Below are 18641 nucleotides of genomic sequence, written 5' to 3'. Positions count from 1 at the left end.
GCCGGCACAGCCTTCGAGTGTAACGCAGGGCGGCCCTTCACTGCGGCCGCCCTGCGCGGTAATCGGGCACTGCTTGCTGCGCGGTGCCGCCGGCTCTACATATTGCGCCGGTACTGTCCGCCCACCTCGAACAGCGCATGCGTGATCTGCCCCAGCGAGCAAACCCGCACCGCGTCCATCAGCACCGCGAATACGTTCTGGTTGTCAATCACCGCCTGGCGCAACTGCGCCAGCATGGCCGGGGCCTCGGCCGCGTGGGCCTGCTGGAACGCATGCAGGCGGTCGAGCTGGCTCTGCTTCTCGGCCTCGCTGGAGCGCGCCAGCTCCAGCTTCTGCGGGATCGGGTCGCCGTCCGGGTTGCGGAACGTGTTCACGCCGATGATGGGCAGCGTGCCGTCGTGCTTGAGCTGCTCGTAGTAGAGCGACTCTTCCTGGATCTTGCCGCGCTGGTAGCCGGTCTCCATCGCACCGAGCACGCCGCCGCGCTCGGCAATGCGCTCGAACTCCTGCAGCACCGCCTCTTCCACCAGGTCGGTCAGCTCCTCGATCAGGAAGCTGCCCTGGTTGGGGTTCTCGCATTTGGCCACGCCCCACTCGCGGTTGATGATCAGCTGGATCGCCAGCGCGCGGCGCACCGATTCGCCGGTGGGCGTGGTGATGGCCTCGTCGTAGGCATTGGTGTGCAACGAGTTGCAGTTGTCATAGATCGCGATCAGTGCCTGCAGCGTGGTGCGGATATCGTTGAAATCGATCTCCTGCGCATGCAGCGAGCGGCCCGAGGTCTGGATGTGGTACTTCAGCTTCTGGCTGCGCTCGTTGGCGCCATACTTGTCGCGCATGGTCACGGCCCAGATGCGGCGCGCCACGCGGCCCAGCACGCTGTACTCGGGGTCCATGCCGTTGGAGAAGAAGAACGACAGGTTGGGCGCGAAATCGTCGATATGCATGCCGCGCGCCAGGTACGCCTCCACATAGGTGAAGCCGTTGGACAGCGTGAACGCCAGCTGCGAGATCGGGTTCGCGCCGGCCTCGGCGATGTGGTAGCCGGAGATCGACACCGAGTAGAAGTTGCGCACCTGGTGGTGGACAAAGTACTCCTGGATATCGCCCATCACCTTGAGCGAGAACTCGGTGGAGAAGATGCAGGTGTTCTGGCCCTGGTCTTCCTTGAGGATGTCGGCCTGCACCGTGCCGCGCACGTTCTGCAGCACCCAGGCGCGGATCTTCGCTTCCTCGTCTGCGGTGGGCTCGCGCTGGTTGTCGGCGCGGAACTTGTCGAGCTGCTGGTCGATGGCGGTGTTCATGAACATCGCCAGGATGGTCGGGGCCGGGCCGTTGATGGTCATCGACACCGAGGTGCTCGGGCTGGTCAGGTCGAAGCCGTCGTACAGCACCTTCATGTCGTCGAGCGTGGCGATCGACACGCCGGAGTTGCCGACCTTGCCGTAGATGTCGGGGCGCACGTGCGGGTCTTCGCCGTACAGCGTGACCGAGTCGAACGCGGTCGACAGGCGCTTGGCATCCATGCCTTCGGACACCAGCTTGAAGCGCCGGTTGGTGCGGAAAGCATCGCCCTCGCCGGCGAACATGCGGGTGGGGTCCTCGTTCTCGCGCTTGAAGGCGAACACGCCGGCGGTGTACGGGAAGCTGCCGGGCACGTTCTCGCGCATCAGCCACTTCAGCACCTCGCCGTCATCCTCGAAGCGCGGCAGCACCACCTTGCGCACCTTGGTGCCGGACAGCGTGGTCGTAACCAGCCCGGTGCGGATCTCCCGGTCGCGGATCTTCACTACGTACTCGTCGCCGCTGTAGGCTTCGCGCATCTGCGGCCACATCGCCAGCAGCTTGCGCTCGATCTGGCCGATGGCGGTGTCGCGGTCCGCCGCCAGCGCATCCAGCGCGGCGCCATCGCCTTGCGCGGCCTGCAGCATGCGGCTCGATTCACGCAGTTGCTGGCGCTCGCGTGCAATGCGGCTCTGCTCCATCACGCGGCGGTGGTAGCCGCGCACCGTGTCTGCCAGTTCCGCCAGGTAGCGGCTGCGCGCCGGCGGCACGATCACATTCTGGCCGGTGGAGATGCGCCCCGCCTGCGCCGGCAGCACGCCCGGCTGCAGCTTCAGGCCGCGTTCGGCCAGCGCCGCGCGCAGCCCCTGGTACAGCATGGTCACGCCATCGTCATTGAAGCGCGACGCCTGCGTGCCGTAGACCGGCATGTCCTCGGCCTTGCCGTGCCATTGCTCGCGGTTGCGCTGCACCTGCTTGGCCACGTCGCGCCACGCGTCCTGCGCGCCCTTGCGGTCGAACTTGTTGATGGCGACGAAGTCGGCAAAGTCCAGCATGTCGATCTTCTCGAGCTGGCTGGCCGCGCCGAACTCGGGCGTCATCACATAGAGCGACAGGTCCACGTGCGGCACGATGGCCGCATCGCCCTGCCCGATGCCGGAGGTCTCGACAATCACCAGGTCGAAGCCCGCCACCTTGCACGCGGCGATCACGTCCGGCAGCGCCTGCGAGATCTCCGAGCCCGCCTCGCGCGTCGCCATCGAGCGCATGAAGATGTTCGGGTGGTTGATCGCATTCATGCGGATGCGGTCGCCCAGCAGCGCGCCGCCCGACTTGCGCCGCGACGGGTCGATCGAGATCACGGCGATCGACAGCGCATCCTGCTGGTCGAGGCGGAAGCGGCGGATCAGTTCGTCGGTCAGTGACGACTTGCCGGCGCCACCGGTGCCGGTGATGCCGAGTACCGGCATCGATGCCGCTGCCGCTTGCGCATGCATCGCCTGCACCAGCGCCGCATCGGCCTTGCCGTTTTCCAGCGCGGTAATCAGCTGGGCCAGCGTGCGGCGGTCGCCACCGGCAACGGGTTCCAACGTGGCCGGCGCATAGCGCGACAGGTCGATGTCGCAGCGCTGCACCATGTCTGCAATCATGCCGGCCAGGCCCATGCGCTGGCCGTCCTCGGGGCTGAAGATGCGCGCCACGCCATAGGCCTGCAGCTCGCGGATCTCGTCCGGCACGATCACGCCGCCGCCGCCGCCAAAGACCTGCACGTGCTCGCCGCCCTTCTCGCGCAGCAGGTCAACCATGTACTTGAAGTATTCGACATGGCCGCCCTGGTAGCTGGAAATCGCGATGCCCTGCGCGTCTTCCTGCAGCGCCGCCGTCACCACTTCCTCGACCGAGCGGTTGTGGCCGAGGTGGACCACCTCGCAGCCATGCGACTGCAGGATGCGGCGCATGATGTTGATCGAGGCGTCATGGCCATCGAACAGCGACGCCGCCGTGACAAAGCGCACCTTGTTGACCGGACCGCGGCCTTGCGCGGTGGGCTTGGGCTGGGGCGCACCGCGGCGCACATCATGCACATCGGAAAGGTCGGTCATTGTCTCCACCGCTTCTGGTGTTGGCTGCCACCGCGGCGTGCGCCGGAAGTGCCGTTCTGTGCCGGCTTGGCTGCAAACGCGCGGGCTGCGCCCCCGGATCGGGGCCGATCGATTATATGACGTTGACGTTAACGTAAAGCAATGAGGCGGAACCCCGAGACCGGCGTGCGTGGGACCGGCTGTCCCTATAGAGTAGGCGCCCGCGGCACGCGCCGCGCAAGCACCCGGGCAAACAAAAGGCCACCCGCAGGTGGCCGTTCCGGCAAAGCGTGAGTGGCCGCTCAGGCCCAGATCCTGGGGCACTCCCCGAACGCATCCGTGCTGTGCTCCTCCACCCGGTGCCGCATCACCCGCAGCCATGCCGCCAGCCGCCGCAGCGACCACGGTGCCGGCACCTGTGCCAGCGTGAAGCGCGCGCCCGCGCCATCGCCCGACAGCCACACCCGGTAGCCTTCCGGCAACGGCAGTTCGGCGCCCGGCTCCAGCCAGATGTCGTTGGGATTGCCTTCCACCGTCACCCACAGCTTGCCCGCCGCCGCGCAGACGGTCTGCCCGTAACCGGCGCGCCAGCTCACTGGCTGTCCGGGCTCGTCCAGTTCGAAAGTCCGTAGTTCGCGCATGTCGCACTCCTCATCAGCCCGGCGGTCTGGTCCGGTGCCGACTCCTGGATGCCGAATGACCACAGGAGCCGGCGCCTGTCTCCGCCACGCTTCCATTATTCGCATCCCTCACTACAATCCCATGTACAGTTGTGAACAGTTTTCGATGAACTGTTCAGTAGTTTTCCCTGACAGTTGCGCCCTCCGGTTTCCCCCGGCTGCCCTGCCTTATGAAACTAATCTTAGATGCTTCTACCGGAATTCCACTGACCGATCAGATCGTCAACGGCGTGAAGTCGTGGATCGGCAACCGCGAGGCTCGGCCTGGCGCAAAGCTGCCGTCGATCCGGCAGCTGGCGGCGGAGAATGGCATCAGCCGCTTCCCGGTGATCGAAGCCTATGACCGGCTGGTATCGCAGGGGCTGCTGGATTCGCGCCAGGGTTCGGGCTTCTATGTGGCGGACAGTCCGCTGGCGGGGCGCTCAGCGTGCGGCTGGTCGGATCCGAGCCTGGCCGAGGATCTTTCCGACCACATCCTCGAGCAGTTCAACCACCCCAGCGGCACGCTCAAGCTGGCCGGCGGCTTCGTGCCCGAGACCTGGCGCGACGTTGAGGGGCTGACACAGGCGATCCGCGCGATCTCGCGCAACGAGATCGACAGCGTGATCCACTACGCCACGCCGATGGGGCATCCGGAACTGCGCCGCCAGGTGTTGCTGCGCGTGCGCCAGCTGGGCATCGCCGCCGAACTGCCGCAAGTGCTGATCACCACCGGTGCCAGCCAGGCGCTGGACCTGGTGGTGCGCCACCTGCTCAAGCCCGGCGATACGGTGTTCGTGGAAGATCCCGGCTACTACAACCTGTTCGGCCTGCTGCGGCTGCACGGGGTGCAGCTGGTGGGCGTGCCGCACACGCCCAACGGCCCCGACCCGGACGCCACCGAGGCGCTGCTGCGCCAGCACAAGCCCAAGCTGTTCTTCACCAACAGCGTGCTGCAGAACCCGACCGGGTCGACACTGGCGCCGCCGGTGGCATTCCGGCTGCTGGAGCTGGCGCGCCGGCATGGCTTCCGCTTTGTCGAGGACGATATCTTCTCGGACTTCCAGACCCACTTCACCGACCGGCTGGCCACGCTGGACCAGCTTGAGCACGTGATCTACATCGGCGGCTTTTCCAAGACGGTGTCGGCCTCGCTGCGGGTCGGCTACCTGGTGGCCGACAAGGCGCTGGTCAAGGACCTGGTCGATGTGAAGGTGCTGACCAGCGTGGCCGGCTCGCACTTCGCGGAAGCAGTCACGGCGGCGCTGCTGGAGCGCGGCGGCTACCGCAAGTATGTGGAGCGGCTGCGCCTGCGCGTGCGCGAGGCCTGCGCCAATGCCGTGCGGCAGCTGACCGGCAACGGCTGGGAGGTGTTCTGCCAGCCGTCCGGCGGCAACTTCCTGTGGGCGCGCCCACCCGGCATCGAGGATTCACGCGACCTGGTGACGCTGGGCGAGGAATACGGCGTGACGCTGGCGCCGGGCAACTACTTCCGCCCGGGCGGCGAGACCTCGGCATGGATCCGGATCAACGCCGCCTACGCCAACGAGCCGCGCGCGGTGGCCTTCATGAAGGCCGCGGCCGGGCGCGGCAGCTGAAGGCGCTCAGCCGCCGTGGTTATGCAGCACGGCATTGCGCCGCGCGTAGCCGAAGTAGATCACCAGCCCCACCGCCAGCCACACCAGGAAGGCAATCCAGGTCAGCGCCTGCAGGTGCGCCATCAGGAACAGGCAGAAGCCGATCGACAGCAGCGGCACCACCGGCACGCCCGGGCAACGGAATGCGCGCGGCAGTTCCGGGCGCGTCTTGCGCAGCACCAGCACCGCCACCGAGATCAGAGTGAAAGCCGCCAGCGTGCCGATATTGATCAGCTCGGCCAGCACGTTCAGCGGCACGAAGGCGGCAATCGCGGCAAACACGATGCCCACGGTCCAGGTGGCGAAATACGGCGTGGCATGCACCGGGTGCACTGAGGACAGCCGCTCGGGCAGCAGGCCGTCGCGCGACATCGCAAAGATCACGCGGGTCTGGCCGTAGGTCATCACCAGGATCACCGTGGTCATGCCCAGGATCGCGCCAAGGTCGACAAAGCCCGCCACCCAGTTCTGGCCCGCGAACTGCAGCGCCAGCGACACCGGGTGGTCCACGCCGGCAAACTTCGCGAACGGCACGATGCCGGTCATGATCGCCGCCACCACCACATACAGCACCGTGCACACCGCCAGCGAACCGATAATGCCGATCGGCAGGTCGCGGCGCGGGTTGCGCACCTCTTCCGCGGCCGAGGTCACCGCGTCGAAGCCGATAAAGGCAAAGAACACCAGCGCCGCCGCATTGAAGATGCCGGCAAAGCCGAATGGCGCAAATGGCTGCCAGTTGGCCGGCTGCACATGCCACACGCCCACCGCGATAAACAGCAGCACCACGCCGATCTTGACCGCCACCATCAGGTTGTTGATGCGCGTGGATTCGCGCACGCCGTAGGACACCACCCAGGTGATGGCCAGCATGATCAGGCACGCCGGCAGGTTCAGCATGGTCTTCACCCCCGGCACCGAGCCTGGCGCCGCGGTCAGCGCCGCCGGCAGCTTCAGCCCGAAGCCTGCCATCAGCGACTGGAAGTAGCCCGACCATCCCACCGACACGGCGGACGTGGCCAGCCCGTATTCCAGCAGCAGGTCCCAGCCGATCATCCACGCGACGATCTCGCCCAGCGTGGCATAGCTGTAGGTATAGATCGATCCCGACACCGGGATCGCCGAGGCAAACTCCGCGTAGCACAGCGCGGCAAAGCCGCACGCCAGTGCCGCGATCACGAACGACACCGTCAGCGCCGGCCCCGCGGTCAGCGCGCCGGTGCCGGTCAGCACGAAAATGCCGGTGCCGATGATGGCGCCGATGCCCATCATCACCAGGTCGGTCGGACCCAGCACCTTCTTCAGGCCGTCATCGCGCGCGACGGCCAGCATCGCGTCGATGTCCTTGGTGCGGAACAAGCTCATTCAGACTCCCTGCAACTGTGGCCGGGCACGCGGCGGCAAGGCGCGCGGGCCCGGAAAAAGGGCGGTAGTTTACGCCCGCCACAGCGCGAAGGCGTCACATTGCGCGCCCGCGCGCGGCAGGCACGTCATCGAATGATAGGAAAGGCCAGGCTGGCCGGCACTGACTGCAAGCAAAGCTGCGGAAGGAGAATGTCAGCCGCCGCAGCCGGGCGCCGACAGGATCCCGCCTATCGGCAAGCCAGCACGTGCAGCGCCGGGTAACCTCGCTCAGGCATGCATGAGGATATTCACCAGCCGCCCGAACGGATCACGCACATAGAAGCGGCCGCTGGCGCCTGAACGGAGCGGGGACCGTCAAGCGATCCCCGCCCGATAGGCACAATAATCTACTTCGCCACCGGCATGGTGAACTCAGCGCCCTTGGCGATCGAATCCGGCCAGCGCTGCATCACGCTCTTGTAGCGCGTGTAGAAACGCACGCCCTCCTCGCCATAGGCATGGTGGTCACCGAACAGCGAGCGCTTCCAGCCACCGAATGAATGCCATGCCATCGGCACCGGAATCGGCACGTTGATGCCGACCATGCCGATCTGGATCTGCCGCGCGAACGCACGCGCGATGCCGCCGTCGCTGGTGTAGCACGACACGCCGTTGCCGTATTCATGCGCATTGATCAGCGCCACCGCTTCGGCAAAGTCATGCACGCGCACTACCGACAGCACCGGGCCGAAGATCTCTTCCTTGTAGATCGTCATGTCCGGCTTGACGTGGTCGAACAGCGTGCCGCCGACATAGAAGCCGTTCTCATGGCCGGGTACGGTATGACCGCGGCCATCCGTGACCAGCGTCGCGCCCTCTTCCACGCCCTTGGCGATATAGCCCTCCACCTTCGCCTTGTGCGCAGCGGTTACCAGCGGACCCATTTCGGCGTCGGACTCCATGCCGTTGCGGATCTTCAGCGAGCTGGCGCGTTCGGCGAGCCGCGGCACGAGCTTGTCGGCGACATCGCCGACTGCCACCGCTACCGAGATCGCCATGCAGCGCTCGCCGGCGGAACCGTACGCCGCGCCGATCAGCGCATCGACCGCCTGGTCGAGATCCGCATCGGGCATCACCACCAGGTGGTTCTTGGCGCCGCCCAATGCCTGCACGCGCTTGCCGTGTTTGGTGCCTTCCGTGTAGATGTACTCGGCAATCGGCGTCGAACCGACGAACGACAGCGCCTGCACATCCGGATGCGCCAGCAGTGCATCGACCGCTTCCTTGTCACCCTGCACCACGTTGAACACACCATCAGGCAATCCCGCCTGGCGCAGCAGGTCGGCAATCAGCAGGCTCGGCGACGGATCGCGTTCCGACGGCTTCAGCACGAAGGTATTGCCGCAGGCGATCGCCACCGGGAACATCCACATCGGCACCATCACCGGGAAGTTGAACGGCGTGATGCCGGCCACCACGCCCAGCGGCTGGCGCAGGTTCCAGTTGTCGATGCCGCCGCCGATGTTGTCGGTGAAGTCGGTCTTGAGCAGGTTGGGGATGCCGCAGGCAAATTCCACCACCTCGATGCCGCGCGTGACTTCGCCCCTGGCGTCCGAGAACACCTTGCCATGCTCGCGCGTGATCAGCGCGGCCAGGTCGTCGTGGTGCTGGTCGAGCAGCTCCTTGAACTTGAACAGGATGCGCGCGCGGCGCAGCGGCGGGGTGTCGGCCCAGGCGGGGAATGCGGCATGGGCGGCGGCAACGGCGTCGGCCACGTCCTGCGTGGTGCCGAGCGCCACGCGTGCGGCGACTTCGCCGGTGGCGGGGTTGAATACGTCCGCCAGGCGCTGGCCGCCGGCGCGGCGCACGGCGCCGCCGATGAAATGCTGGATCTCGGCCAGTTGCCGGTTTTCTGCGATGCTCACTTGGGATTTCCTTCGATTGCCGCGGCACGCAAGTCAGCGCGCGCCCCGGCGTGCAATCAGGGAGGCCGGACCCGCAGGTCCGGCGGCAATGCGATGCGGCGCGCGCCGCTTACTTGATGTCCTGCAGCGCCTTCTTCACCGTATCGAACAGTTCGCCGATCTGGGCTTCAGAGATGATCAGCGGCGGCGAGAACGCCAGGATGTCGCCGGTGTAGCGCACCAGCACGCCGAGCTCCAGACACTTCAGGAAGGCCTCATATGCGCGCGCGCCGGGCTGGCCGGGGCGCGGCTCCAGCTCGATGCCGGCGACCAGGCCGTAGTTGCGGATGTCCTTCACGTGCGGCGCGCCGCGTACGCCGTGCACCGCGGCTTCGAACACCGGCGCCAGCTCGGCGGCGCGGCCGAACAGGTTTTCGCGCTGGTACAGGTCGAGGGTGGCAATGGCGGCAGCCGCGGCCAGCGGGTGGCCGGAGTAGGTGTAGCCATGCAGCAACTCGATCGCGCCCGGCGCGGCCGAATTGACCACGGTGTCATGCACTTCGCGGCGCACGGCGACGGCGCCCATCGGCACCGCGGCGTTGTTGATCGCCTTGGCCATGGTGATCAGATCCGGCGTGACCTTGAAGCGCTCGGCCGCGGTGGCGGCGCCGAGGCGGCCGAAGGCGGTGATGACCTCGTCGAAGATCAGCAGGATGCCGTGCTTGCTGGTGATTTCACGCAGCTTTTCCAGGTAGCCGACCGGCGGCACCAGCACGCCGGCGGAGCCGGCCAGCGGCTCGACGATCACGGCGGCAACGTTGGACGGGTCGTGCAGCGCCAGGATGCGTTCAAGCTCATCGGCCAGGTGCGCGCCCCACTGCGGCTGGCCCTTGGAGAAGGCGGCCTCGGCGATATTCAGCGTGGCCGGCAGGTGGTCGGTGCCCGGCATCAGGTTGGCCGAGAACGCCTTGCGGTTCGGGCCGATGCCGCCCACCGCCATGCCGCCGAAGCCCACGCCGTGATAGCCGCGCTCGCGCCCGATAAAGCGCGTGCGCTGGCCTTCGCCGCGTGCACGGTGGTAGGCCAGTGCGATCTTCAGCGCGGTGTCGACCGACTCCGAGCCCGAGTTGGTGAAGAAGATGCGGTCCAGCCCCTGCGGCATGATCGCGGCCACCTTGGTGGCGGCCTCGAACGACAGCGGATGGCCCATCTGGAACGGTGGCGCATAGTCCAGCGTGGCAGCCTGGCGCGCTACCGCCTCGGCGATTTCCTTGCGGCAGTGGCCGGCGGCCACGCACCACAGGCCGGCGCAACCGTCCAGGATCTGGCGGCCGTCGTGGGTGGTGTAGTACATGCCGCTGGCCGACGCCAGCAGGCGCGGCGCCGCCTTGTACTGGCGGTTGGCGGTGAAGGGCATCCACAGGGCATCGAGATCGGGAATCACGGTCTTGGCGGCGTCCATACGTCCTCCTAGGGGGAATCGGGTCGGATTGGCTGGTGGCACGCTGGCTGGCAGCGCGGCGGGCAATGAGGGCCACTCTACCGGCGGCGTCTGGCCGACAAAATATACAGTCCGGACAAGACTGCCTTACCGTGCAGTTTGAACATGCCAAACCGTACAGGCAAGAGCCATCGGGGAGCCGCCAGCCCGCTGCCGTACCACGACCCGCTCTGGACCGCGGTACGTCATTCCACGCTGCACTGCGGCAAATTTCGCTTTGCGGAAAACCACCGCATCCTGGCCTGCCTCCAACCGCTAAACTGTACAGGTTCACGCTTGCCCGAGTGCCTGATGCTGACCCTGACCCTGACCCGCAGCCGCCGCGACGGCGACACCCTGACCGAGCAGATCGTCGCCGGCATCGCCGCACTGGTCGAGCAGCGCGCGCTGCGCGCCGGCACCGCCCTGCCCTCGGTGCGCCGCTTTGCGCAGCACCACCACGTCAGCACCTTCACCGTGGCCGAGGCCTACGGCCGGCTGACCGCGCTGGGCTACCTGGCGGCACGCCCGGGCTCGGGCTATACCGTGGCGCATCGCCATGCCCCGGCCGGGCACGCGCGCGCGCCGCAATGGGAGGCGCCGGGACTGAACGCGGCGTGGCTGCTGTCGGATGTGTTCGCCGACCACTCGGTGCCGATCAAGGCCGGCGCCGGCTGGCTGCCCGGCGACTGGCTCAATGAGGAAGGGCTGCACCAGGCCATGCGCGCCTCGGCGCGCGTGCCGGCGGCGCAGCTGTCGGGCTACGGCCATCCGTACGGCTTTGCACCGCTGCGCGAGCATATCGCCGCCGGCCTGGGCCAGTACGGCATCCCGCTGCAGGCGCAGCAGGTGGTACTGACGCAGGGCGCGACGCAGGCGCTGGACCTGGTGGTGCGCACGCTGCTGCGTGCCGGCGATACGGTGCTGGTGGAATCGCCCTGCTACTGCAACCTCCTGCAGATCCTGCGGCTGGCGGGACTGCGCGTGGTGGGCGTGCCGCGCTCTGCGGCGGGGCTGGATACCGATGCGCTGGACGATGCCATCCGCGCCCATGCCCCGCGCGCGCTCTTTATCAATACCGTGCTGCAGAACCCGACCGGCGCCAGCCTGAGCAGCATGAACGCCTTCCGCGTGCTGCAGCTGGCCGAGCAGCACCGGCTGCTGGTGGTCGAGGACGATATCTACCGCGAGCTGGCGCCGGCCGGCTCGCCGATGCTGGCGGCCATGGACGGGCTGTCGCAGGTGGTCTACATCAATGGTTTTTCCAAGACCATCACGCCGTCGCTGCGGGTCGGCTATCTGGCCGCCAGCCCCGACCTGGCCAAGGCCTTCGCGCGCACCAAGATGGCGGTCGGCCTGACCTCGTCGGAAGTCACCGAGCGGCTGGTCTACTCGGTGCTGACCAGCGGCCACTACGGCCGCCACGTGGCGGCGCTGGCCGAGCGGCTGCGCGCGCAGCAGGATCGCGTGACGGAAAAGATGGAAGCCCACGGGCTGGAGGTGCTGCTGCGCCCGGAGGGCGGGATGTTCGCCTGGGCGCGCCTGAACGAGGCGGCACAGGCGCGGCTGCAGGCCAGCCGCCGCGGCGGGCCGCTGCACGGCAACCGCCTGGCCACGCTGGCACTGGAGCATGGCATCTGGCTGGCGCCAGGGTCGTATTTCGAGCCGGACGAGACCGATTCGCCGTGGATCCGCTTCAATGTGGCCACCGGCGATGCGCCACAGCTGTGGCAGTTCTTCGACCGTCTGGCGCAGGCACCGCGCGCGGCTTAGCACCCGCGCAGGATCGAGCGGTCAGCTCCAGAGGCGCTCGACCAGCCAGCCCGCGGTAGCGCAGAGTCCCAGCCAGGCGGTCAGGCAGATAGCGATAAATCGATAGCTCATCTCGGAATGGACAACAAAGTCGTGAAGGCAGTGTGAATTTTTCGTTGAATCATACATCCATTCATGAATGTATGTAAGGACGGCGTGGATTCCCCGCTGACAGCCAGGGTCTATTTGTGTACCGCAGGGAGCACACAAAGTGCGCGCCAGCTGTCCCTGCAGCCGTCAGGGACGCGGCCGCCGAAGCGCCGGGGCTCTGCTACCCTTGTGCCTGCATTGCCCCACGCGGGGTGACGATTTCAGCTCTCAAGCGCGCAGCAGAACCAGACCATGCATAGCCACGACCTGTCCGCCTGGACCCACAGCCACGCTTTCGACGCCGGCAACCGCGCCGCCGAACGCGGCACACGCCTGGTGATGGCGATCACCGCCGCCACTATGGTGGTAGAGATCGCTGCCGGCCTTTGGTTCAACTCGATGGCGCTGCTGGCCGATGGCTGGCACATGAGCTCGCACGCGCTGGCCATCGGCTTGTCGGCCTTCGCTTACGCCGCCGCACGCCGCTACGCCGGCGACCGGCGCTTTGCCTTCGGCACGTGGAAGATCGAGGTGCTGGCCGGCTTTGCCAGCGCGGTGTTCCTGCTTGGCATCGCGGCGCTGATGGCGGCCGGCTCGGTCGAGCGGCTGCTCAGCCCGCAGGACATCCACTACCGCGAGGCCATGGCCGTGACCGCGCTCGGCCTGCTGGTCAACCTGGGCTGCGCGCTGATCCTGGGCGGCCATGCGCACGGGCACGACCACGGGCACGACCATGGCCACCATCACCACGGCCATGATTACGGCCACGGCCACCACCACGACATCAACCTGCGCGCCGCCTACGTGCATGTGCTGGCCGACGCCGCGACCTCGGTGCTGGCGCTTGTCGCGCTGGCCGGCGGCTGGTGGCTGGGCTGGGCGTGGCTGGATCCGGTGATGGGTCTGGTGGGCGCCGCGCTGGTCGGCAGGTGGGCCGTCGGGCTGCTGCGCCAGAGCGGCGCCGTGCTGCTGGACCGCGAGATGGACCATCCGGTGGTGGAAGAAGTGCGCGAGGTGCTGGCGGGCCTGGACCCTGCCGATGCCAACGGCGAGGAGCGCACCAGTGTGACCGACCTGCATGTCTGGCGCGTGGGCCGGCAGCAGTTTGCCTGCATCGCCTGCCTGGTCACGCACGATCCGGCGCTGACCCCGCAGCGCGTGCGCGAGGCACTATCCGTGCATGAAGAACTGGTGCACGTGACGGTGGAGATCAGCCGCTGCGAGGGCGCACACTGAGGCGTGCCATCGGTGCATGCGGGTTCAGTCCAGCTCGCACCACATGCATAGCGGCGGCGTATCGGTATGGCGGTGGAATTCGCTCGATGACATGACCTCGGCCGGCAGCTTCGCGGCCGGCACCAGCGTAAAACCGTAGCGCGCGAAATAGCTCGGGCAGCTCGAGGCCAGCAGCACCGCGCGCCGCGCGCCATTGGCGCGTGCGCGCATCAGCGCGGCGCGCACCACATGCGTGGCCACGCCCTGGTCGCGGTGTTCCGGCAATACGGCAACGCTGCGGATCACCACGGTCTCGCCGAAACGCTCGCCGGCAGCGCAGCCAATGATCTGCGATCCAAGGATGGCAACGTGGAAGTGCTCGAGCAAGCGGGCCACATCGTCCACGGGCAGGCCGCAGCGTTCCAGCACGCTGCCCACGGCTGGCGCGTCCGAGGGCATGGCCGCGCGGATCCGCAAGTCCTTGATCATCTGGAGCCTCTCTTTTTCACATCACCTCGCGACGGGGACACCATGGAAGCCCGGACATGGTTGTGCCGCCATCCGGCGGCACGGGTTGCACGCAGGCCATGTGGCCTGTCAGGCAACATTACCCGATTCAGTGGCGTTGTTCTATTGGGGAAGTAACGGAAACGGGAGGCCGAAACGGCCCGCGCCATCGCGCCAATTATGCGCAGCACCGCATGGCTGCCGTGCAAGACGAGTCACTGTGACAAGCCCATGAAAACCGGGGAATTGCGCGGGCGCGCACAAGACGGCCCGGCAACTTGTGCCAGGCAAGGAAAGACTGGAGGCGGGGATACGGAATCGAACCGTCGTATACGGCTTTGCAGGCCGTTGCATCACCACTCTGCCACCCCGCCGCTGACGCCGCGTCTGTGCGACGCTACGTGCTGCGGGCCGCAGTGTAGCGGGAAATGGAAATCTTTGCAGGAGACGGGGCCGGCCCCTAACCCATCGCGGACTGGATGTAGTTCTGCAGCCCGACCTTGTTCACCAGTTCCAGCTGCGCCTCGAGCCAGTCGATATGCTCCTCGGTGTCGGCGAGGATATCGACCACGATCTCGCGCGAGACATAATCGCCGACCGACTCGAAAAACTTGATCGCTTCCTTGCAGCTGGCCTGCGACACCTGTTCGAGCTTCAGGTCGCAACCGAGCATCTCCTCGGTGTTCTCGCCGACCAGCAGCTTGTCCAGGTCCTGCAGGTTGGGCAGGCCATCGAGCAACAGGATGCGCTCGATCAGCTTGTCCGCGTGCTTCATTTCCTCGATCGATTCCTCGTACTCGTGTTTGCCCAGGGCACCGAGCCCCCAATGCCGGTACATGCGGGCATGCAGGAAATACTGGTTGATCGCGGTCAACTCATGCCGGAGCTGGCCATTGAGCAACTGGATCACCTTCTTGTCGCTTTTCATGACTGCCCCCAACGACCCCTCGAAACTGATGGACCTACTCTCATTTTCGTAAACACGAAAACCCCGCAGTGATTATCCCGCCGCGAACTTCATGGTAGTCCGGCAAGAGCGGACATCAAGCAAATTCGGCCTCGCCGCCGCATTTTCGCCGGGTTTTCACGCGCTATTGCGGATGCGAATACCAATGGTTTCCATTCGATTTTCAAAAGCGCTTCGCGCGGCATTGTGCAAACAGAAAAGCGGGCGCACACGGCAATTGCCGCGCCGCCCGCCGTCGGGAGCCAGCCGTGAAAATCAGTCGAGCTTCGCGCCTGAATCCGCCACCAGCGTCTTCAGCACCGGCCAGTCGCGCGCATACAGCGCCTGCGCCTCGGCCGGCGAGCTGCCCACCGTGCGCAGCCCCAGCGCGACCAGTCGCTCCTGCATGTCGGGCGCCTGCAGGATGGCGCGCACTTCGCCTTCAAGCCTGGCGAGAATCGGCGCGGGCATGCCCACCGGCGCCACCAGGCCGATCCAGCCGACGGTCTTGAAGGCGCTGTCCTGCATGCCGGACTCAGCGAAGGTGGGCATGTCAGGCAGCGCGCTGCTGCGCTGCGTGCCGGTCACCGCCAGTGCCTTGAGCTTGCCGCTCTGGATATAGGGCTTGGCGGTCAGGATGCTGGCAAAGCCGAACTGCACCTGCCCGCCCAGCAGGTCCTGCATCATCGGCGCCTCGCCCTTGTAGGGCACGTGCGTGGCCTGGCCATGCACCAGCTTGCTGTAGTAGGCGCCGCTCAGGTGCGACAGCGAACCCACGCCCCACGAGGCATAGCTGAGCTTGCCCGGCCGGCTGCGCGCGTACTCGCCCAGTTCACGCACGGTGCGCACCGGCACCGACGGATGGGCCACCAGCACCAGTTGCGCATCGGCCAGCACGCTGATCATGGTCAGGTCCTTGCGCGGGTCGTAGGGCAGTTTCTGGTACAGGAACTGGTTGGTCAGCACCGACTGCGTCAGGGTCATCAACAGCGTGTAGCCATCCGGCGCGGCCTTGGCCACGGCGTCGGTGCCGATGATGCCCGAGGCGCCCGCCTTGTTGTCCACCACCACGGGCTGGCCCAGGCGCTTGCTGAGTTTTTCGCCCATGGCACGGGCGATGGTGTCGGTGCCGCCGCCGGCCACATAAGGCACCACGATGCGGATCGGCTTGGCGGGATAGGCCTGTGCGGCGGCGGGCAGGGCCAGGCTGAGCGAAAGCCCGCCAGTCAGCCCGCCAGCGGCCAGCGCGAGCCATGCGCGTCGGTTCATGTCGTCTCCAGGTCGTCTTTATGGTTTTGGAGGACAACGTTAGCGGGCTTGAGAAATTACGTCCAATGCAATATTTTTCAGTTTTTGATGCATAAAAGGTTAATTCATGGGACTAAGGCAGCTGCATCACTTCGTCACGCTGGTCGAGCAAGGCAGTTTTGCCCGTGCCGCCAGCGCCCTGCACCTGTCGCAGCCGGCGCTGACCCGCAGCATCCAGGCGCTGGAAGCGGACCTGGGGCCGCTGATCGACCGCAGCTACGGCAAGGTGAGGCCAACCGCCGCCGGCATGCTGGCGCTCGAGCGCGCGCGCCGCATGCTGCGCGAACAGCGCGAGTTGCGGCGCGACCTGCAACTGCTGGAGGAAGTAGAGATCGGCACGATCCGCGCGGGCTTCGGGCCGTTCGCGGCATCGTTCCTGCTCGATCCCGTGCTCGAGACATTGGTGCGGCGCTACCCGCATCTGCGCATCGACCTGGAGACCGCGGACACGCCGGCCATGCGGCGTTCGCTCGAAGCGGAACGCCTCGATGTCTTTGTCGGCGAAAGCCGCAGCCTGGCGGAACTGGGGCACCTGCAGATTGACCGGCTGCCGGCGCTGGAAACGGCATTCTTCGTGCGCAGCGGGCACCCGCTGGCGCGGCAGCGCGAAGTCAGCCTGGCCGAGCTGCGCGCCTATCCGGTGGCAGGGACGCGGCTGCCGGCACATATCCTGCGCTTCTTCCGGCAGGCACTGCATGAAGCCAGCGGTGGCAGCGGTCCGGTCTCCGAGGACGCGCCCGGGCTGATGACCGTCACCTGCAACGACATGCACGCGCTGCGCTCGCTGCTGCTGGCCGTCGATGCCGTGGCGCTGGTACCCGTGGCGATGATGGCCGAGGCCTGCGCGCAAGGCATGGCCGTGGCCCTGCCGATGCACTCGCCAACCGAGCTGAGGGCGCAGTATGGGATCGTGTCGCTGGCCGGGCGCTCACCGTCGCCGGCCATGCGCGTCTTCGCGGCGCTGGTGCATGAAGCGGTGGCGCAAGCCGGCGGCGATGCCGGGCGGTAGGCCCGGGTCATAGCCCGGGCGTTGGGGATTCAGCCAGCTGCCACCGCGGGCTGCCCCGCTTCGGCACGCGACGGCAGGTGCGCGGCCAGCCGGCGGCGCGAGCGCTCAGGGTTGACCACGTACAGGCCCGCCAGCGCCGCCACCACCATGATCGCGCCGCAGACGGCCAGGCCCAGCTCGAAACCGTGTGCCCCAGGGACGTTCTGCACCAGCACGCCCGTGACCAGCGGCGCCAGCACGCCGGCCAGCGACGACACCGACGCATCGATGGCGAGGATCGCACCGCGCTGCCCCGCCGGCACCACCTCAGCCAGCATCGCCGGGCCCAGCGAATAGATCGCCGGCGCGCACACGCAGGCCACTACCAGCAGGCCCACCCGCATGACCGGCGTGGTGTCCGGCCACAGCAGCAACAGGAAGAATCCGCCTGCCAGCAGCAGCATGCCGGCCGAGACCCGCCCGCGCGCCACCCGCGACGACACGCCGCGCGCCAGCAGCCGCTCAGAGAACCAGGCAATGGCCAGCGTCAACGGCAGGTTGGTGCCGATGATCATCGCGAACAGCTTGCCGCTGACGGCGTGGTCGAAGCCCAGCCCGCTCTGCAGGTAGGCCGGGATCCAGGTCAGGCACAGCGCCAGGCCCCAGTACGCCGCCAGCCGCAGCGCGAAGCAGCCCAGCACCGTGGGATCGCTCAGCAATACCCGGTACGGCAGGCGCAGCGGCGCGCTGGCGGCCACGCAGGCGTGGGGCGCAGCGTGCCCCGCCGGGCGCTCGTCGAGCGTGCCTTCGCGCCCGAGCGCCAGCCAGGCCACGGCCCACAGCACGCCCAGCGCCGCCAGCACGTAGAAGTTGGCACGCCAGCCCCAATGCATGGCAACCGCCGGGATCAGGAAGCCCGCCAGCACGATGCCGATCCCGGCCCCCTGCGTCAGCACCGCCACGGGCAGGTTGCGCCGGCGGTCCGGAAACCACTTGTAGCAGGCGTGGATCGCCACTGGCGCAGCCGGCCCTTCCATGAAACCCAGCAGGATGCGCGAGACGATCAGCACCGCCAGGCTGGACGACAGCGCCAGCGGGATCTGGCACAGCGACCATGCCAGCGCCATGCAGACCAGCAGCCGCGAGGTCGGCGTGCGGTTGGCAAGAAAGCCGCCCAGCACGCCGGACACCGCGAACAGCCAGAAGAAGCTGCTGCCGACCAGGCCGAACTGCGCCGGCGTCAGCCCCAGTTCATCCATCATCGGCGCGGCCAGCAGGCCCACCACCATCTTGTCCATGGCGTTGACCACCAGGAAGAAGAACAACAGCACTGCGGTCAGCCACGCGCGGCGCGGCTGGTAGGACATGGTCATGCGAGGTCTCCGG

13 protein-coding genes and 1 tRNA gene are annotated in these 18641 nt (G+C 67.2%); 4 read left to right on the top strand and 10 right to left on the bottom strand.

Features of this window, described 5'->3' with window-relative positions:
- Positions 1 to 95 precede the first annotated feature (95 nt).
- Complete coding sequence (gene icmF / locus AC3WLE_RS25500; protein ID WP_492356933.1) at positions 96 to 3386, bottom strand: fused isobutyryl-CoA mutase/GTPase IcmF; 3291 nt, start codon at positions 3384 to 3386, stop codon at positions 96 to 98.
- Between the two features lie 281 nt (positions 3387 to 3667).
- Positions 3668 to 4006 (bottom strand): DUF2917 domain-containing protein, encoded by a 339-nt coding sequence (locus AC3WLE_RS25495; protein ID WP_035819806.1) that lies wholly within the window; start codon positions 4004 to 4006, stop codon positions 3668 to 3670.
- A 209-nt stretch (positions 4007 to 4215) separates the two neighbouring features.
- On the opposite strand from AC3WLE_RS25495, the gene AC3WLE_RS25490 reads away from it, so the two are divergent.
- The gene (locus tag AC3WLE_RS25490; protein ID WP_492318890.1) at positions 4216 to 5622 is read left to right on the top strand and encodes an aminotransferase-like domain-containing protein; all 1407 of its coding nucleotides are present in this window, start codon (positions 4216 to 4218) and stop codon (positions 5620 to 5622) included.
- Between the two features lie 6 nt (positions 5623 to 5628).
- On the opposite strand, the gene bcaP is transcribed toward AC3WLE_RS25490, so the two are convergent.
- The 3 genes from bcaP to aptA all read right to left on the bottom strand — a co-directional run bounded on the left by bcaP (position 5629) and on the right by aptA (position 10371).
- Complete coding sequence (bcaP, locus tag AC3WLE_RS25485; protein ID WP_492318889.1) at positions 5629 to 7026, bottom strand: branched-chain amino acid transporter BcaP; 1398 nt, start codon at positions 7024 to 7026, stop codon at positions 5629 to 5631.
- Positions 7027 to 7412: 386 nt separating this feature from the next.
- Entirely contained in the window at positions 7413 to 8930 is a 1518-nt protein-coding gene (locus AC3WLE_RS25480) for a CoA-acylating methylmalonate-semialdehyde dehydrogenase (RefSeq protein WP_492356934.1), read from the bottom strand.
- 109 nt (positions 8931 to 9039) lie between these two features.
- Complete coding sequence (gene aptA, locus AC3WLE_RS25475) at positions 9040 to 10371, bottom strand: omega-aminotransferase AptA (protein WP_492356935.1); 1332 nt, start codon at positions 10369 to 10371, stop codon at positions 9040 to 9042.
- A gap of 330 nt (positions 10372 to 10701) precedes the next feature.
- On the opposite strand from aptA, the gene AC3WLE_RS25470 reads away from it, so the two are divergent.
- Entirely contained in the window at positions 10702 to 12162 is a 1461-nt protein-coding gene (locus tag AC3WLE_RS25470; protein WP_492321219.1) for an aminotransferase-like domain-containing protein, read from the top strand.
- A 381-nt stretch (positions 12163 to 12543) separates the two neighbouring features.
- On the top strand, positions 12544 to 13527 hold the full coding sequence (dmeF, locus tag AC3WLE_RS25465) for a CDF family Co(II)/Ni(II) efflux transporter DmeF (RefSeq protein ID WP_492356936.1): 984 nt from the start codon (positions 12544 to 12546) through the stop codon (positions 13525 to 13527).
- A gap of 24 nt (positions 13528 to 13551) precedes the next feature.
- On the opposite strand, the gene AC3WLE_RS25460 is transcribed toward dmeF, so the two are convergent.
- From AC3WLE_RS25460 to AC3WLE_RS25445, 4 genes are all read right to left on the bottom strand, one after another.
- Complete coding sequence (locus AC3WLE_RS25460) at positions 13552 to 13995, bottom strand: GNAT family N-acetyltransferase (protein ID WP_492321217.1); 444 nt, start codon at positions 13993 to 13995, stop codon at positions 13552 to 13554.
- A gap of 317 nt (positions 13996 to 14312) precedes the next feature.
- Positions 14313 to 14387: transfer RNA gene (locus tag AC3WLE_RS25455), tRNA-Cys, on the bottom strand.
- An 86-nt stretch (positions 14388 to 14473) separates the two neighbouring features.
- Positions 14474 to 14941, bottom strand: coding sequence for a bacterioferritin (gene bfr / locus AC3WLE_RS25450; protein WP_035820638.1), 468 nt, complete (start codon positions 14939 to 14941; stop codon positions 14474 to 14476).
- A gap of 294 nt (positions 14942 to 15235) precedes the next feature.
- Positions 15236 to 16228, bottom strand: a complete 993-nt coding sequence (locus tag AC3WLE_RS25445; protein ID WP_492321216.1) for a Bug family tripartite tricarboxylate transporter substrate binding protein — start codon at positions 16226 to 16228, stop codon at positions 15236 to 15238.
- 106 nt (positions 16229 to 16334) lie between these two features.
- Here AC3WLE_RS25445 and AC3WLE_RS25440 point away from each other — a divergent pair, with 106 nt between their 5' ends.
- Positions 16335 to 17276 carry a LysR family transcriptional regulator gene (locus tag AC3WLE_RS25440; protein WP_492352510.1) on the top strand — a complete coding sequence of 314 codons (942 nt, stop codon included), beginning with the start codon at positions 16335 to 16337 and terminating at the stop codon, positions 17274 to 17276.
- A gap of 29 nt (positions 17277 to 17305) precedes the next feature.
- Here AC3WLE_RS25440 and AC3WLE_RS25435 read toward each other — a convergent pair whose 3' ends face one another.
- Positions 17306 to 18628 (bottom strand): MFS transporter, encoded by a 1323-nt coding sequence (locus AC3WLE_RS25435; RefSeq protein ID WP_492356937.1) that lies wholly within the window; start codon positions 18626 to 18628, stop codon positions 17306 to 17308.
- Positions 18629 to 18641 lie beyond the last annotated feature (13 nt).

The sequence above is a fragment of the Cupriavidus sp. FW306-1B-F12B genome, from assembly GCF_058781795.1.
Note: the sequence above shows the minus strand (reverse complement) of the source record. Positions and strands in the feature narration are given on the sequence as shown.

Excerpts from the sequence above, each read along its gene's own strand:
- AC3WLE_RS25490 (WP_492318890.1), top strand. The coding sequence starts at position 4,216 with ATGAAACTAATCTTAGATGCTTCTACCGGAATTCCACTGACCGATCAG.
- aptA (WP_492356935.1), bottom strand. The coding sequence starts at position 10,371 with ATGGACGCCGCCAAGACCGTGATTCCCGATCTCGATGCCCTGTGGATG.
- AC3WLE_RS25470 (WP_492321219.1), top strand. The coding sequence starts at position 10,702 with ATGCTGACCCTGACCCTGACCCGCAGCCGCCGCGACGGCGACACCCTG.
- AC3WLE_RS25495 (WP_035819806.1), bottom strand. The coding sequence starts at position 4,006 with ATGCGCGAACTACGGACTTTCGAACTGGACGAGCCCGGACAGCCAGTG.
- icmF (WP_492356933.1), bottom strand. The coding sequence starts at position 3,386 with ATGACCGACCTTTCCGATGTGCATGATGTGCGCCGCGGTGCGCCCCAG.
- bfr (WP_035820638.1), bottom strand. The coding sequence starts at position 14,941 with ATGAAAAGCGACAAGAAGGTGATCCAGTTGCTCAATGGCCAGCTCCGG.
- AC3WLE_RS25440 (WP_492352510.1), top strand. The coding sequence starts at position 16,335 with ATGGGACTAAGGCAGCTGCATCACTTCGTCACGCTGGTCGAGCAAGGC.
- bcaP (WP_492318889.1), bottom strand. The coding sequence starts at position 7,026 with ATGAGCTTGTTCCGCACCAAGGACATCGACGCGATGCTGGCCGTCGCG.
- AC3WLE_RS25435 (WP_492356937.1), bottom strand. The coding sequence starts at position 18,628 with ATGACCATGTCCTACCAGCCGCGCCGCGCGTGGCTGACCGCAGTGCTG.
- AC3WLE_RS25460 (WP_492321217.1), bottom strand. The coding sequence starts at position 13,995 with ATGATCAAGGACTTGCGGATCCGCGCGGCCATGCCCTCGGACGCGCCA.
- AC3WLE_RS25445 (WP_492321216.1), bottom strand. The coding sequence starts at position 16,228 with ATGAACCGACGCGCATGGCTCGCGCTGGCCGCTGGCGGGCTGACTGGC.
- dmeF (WP_492356936.1), top strand. The coding sequence starts at position 12,544 with ATGCATAGCCACGACCTGTCCGCCTGGACCCACAGCCACGCTTTCGAC.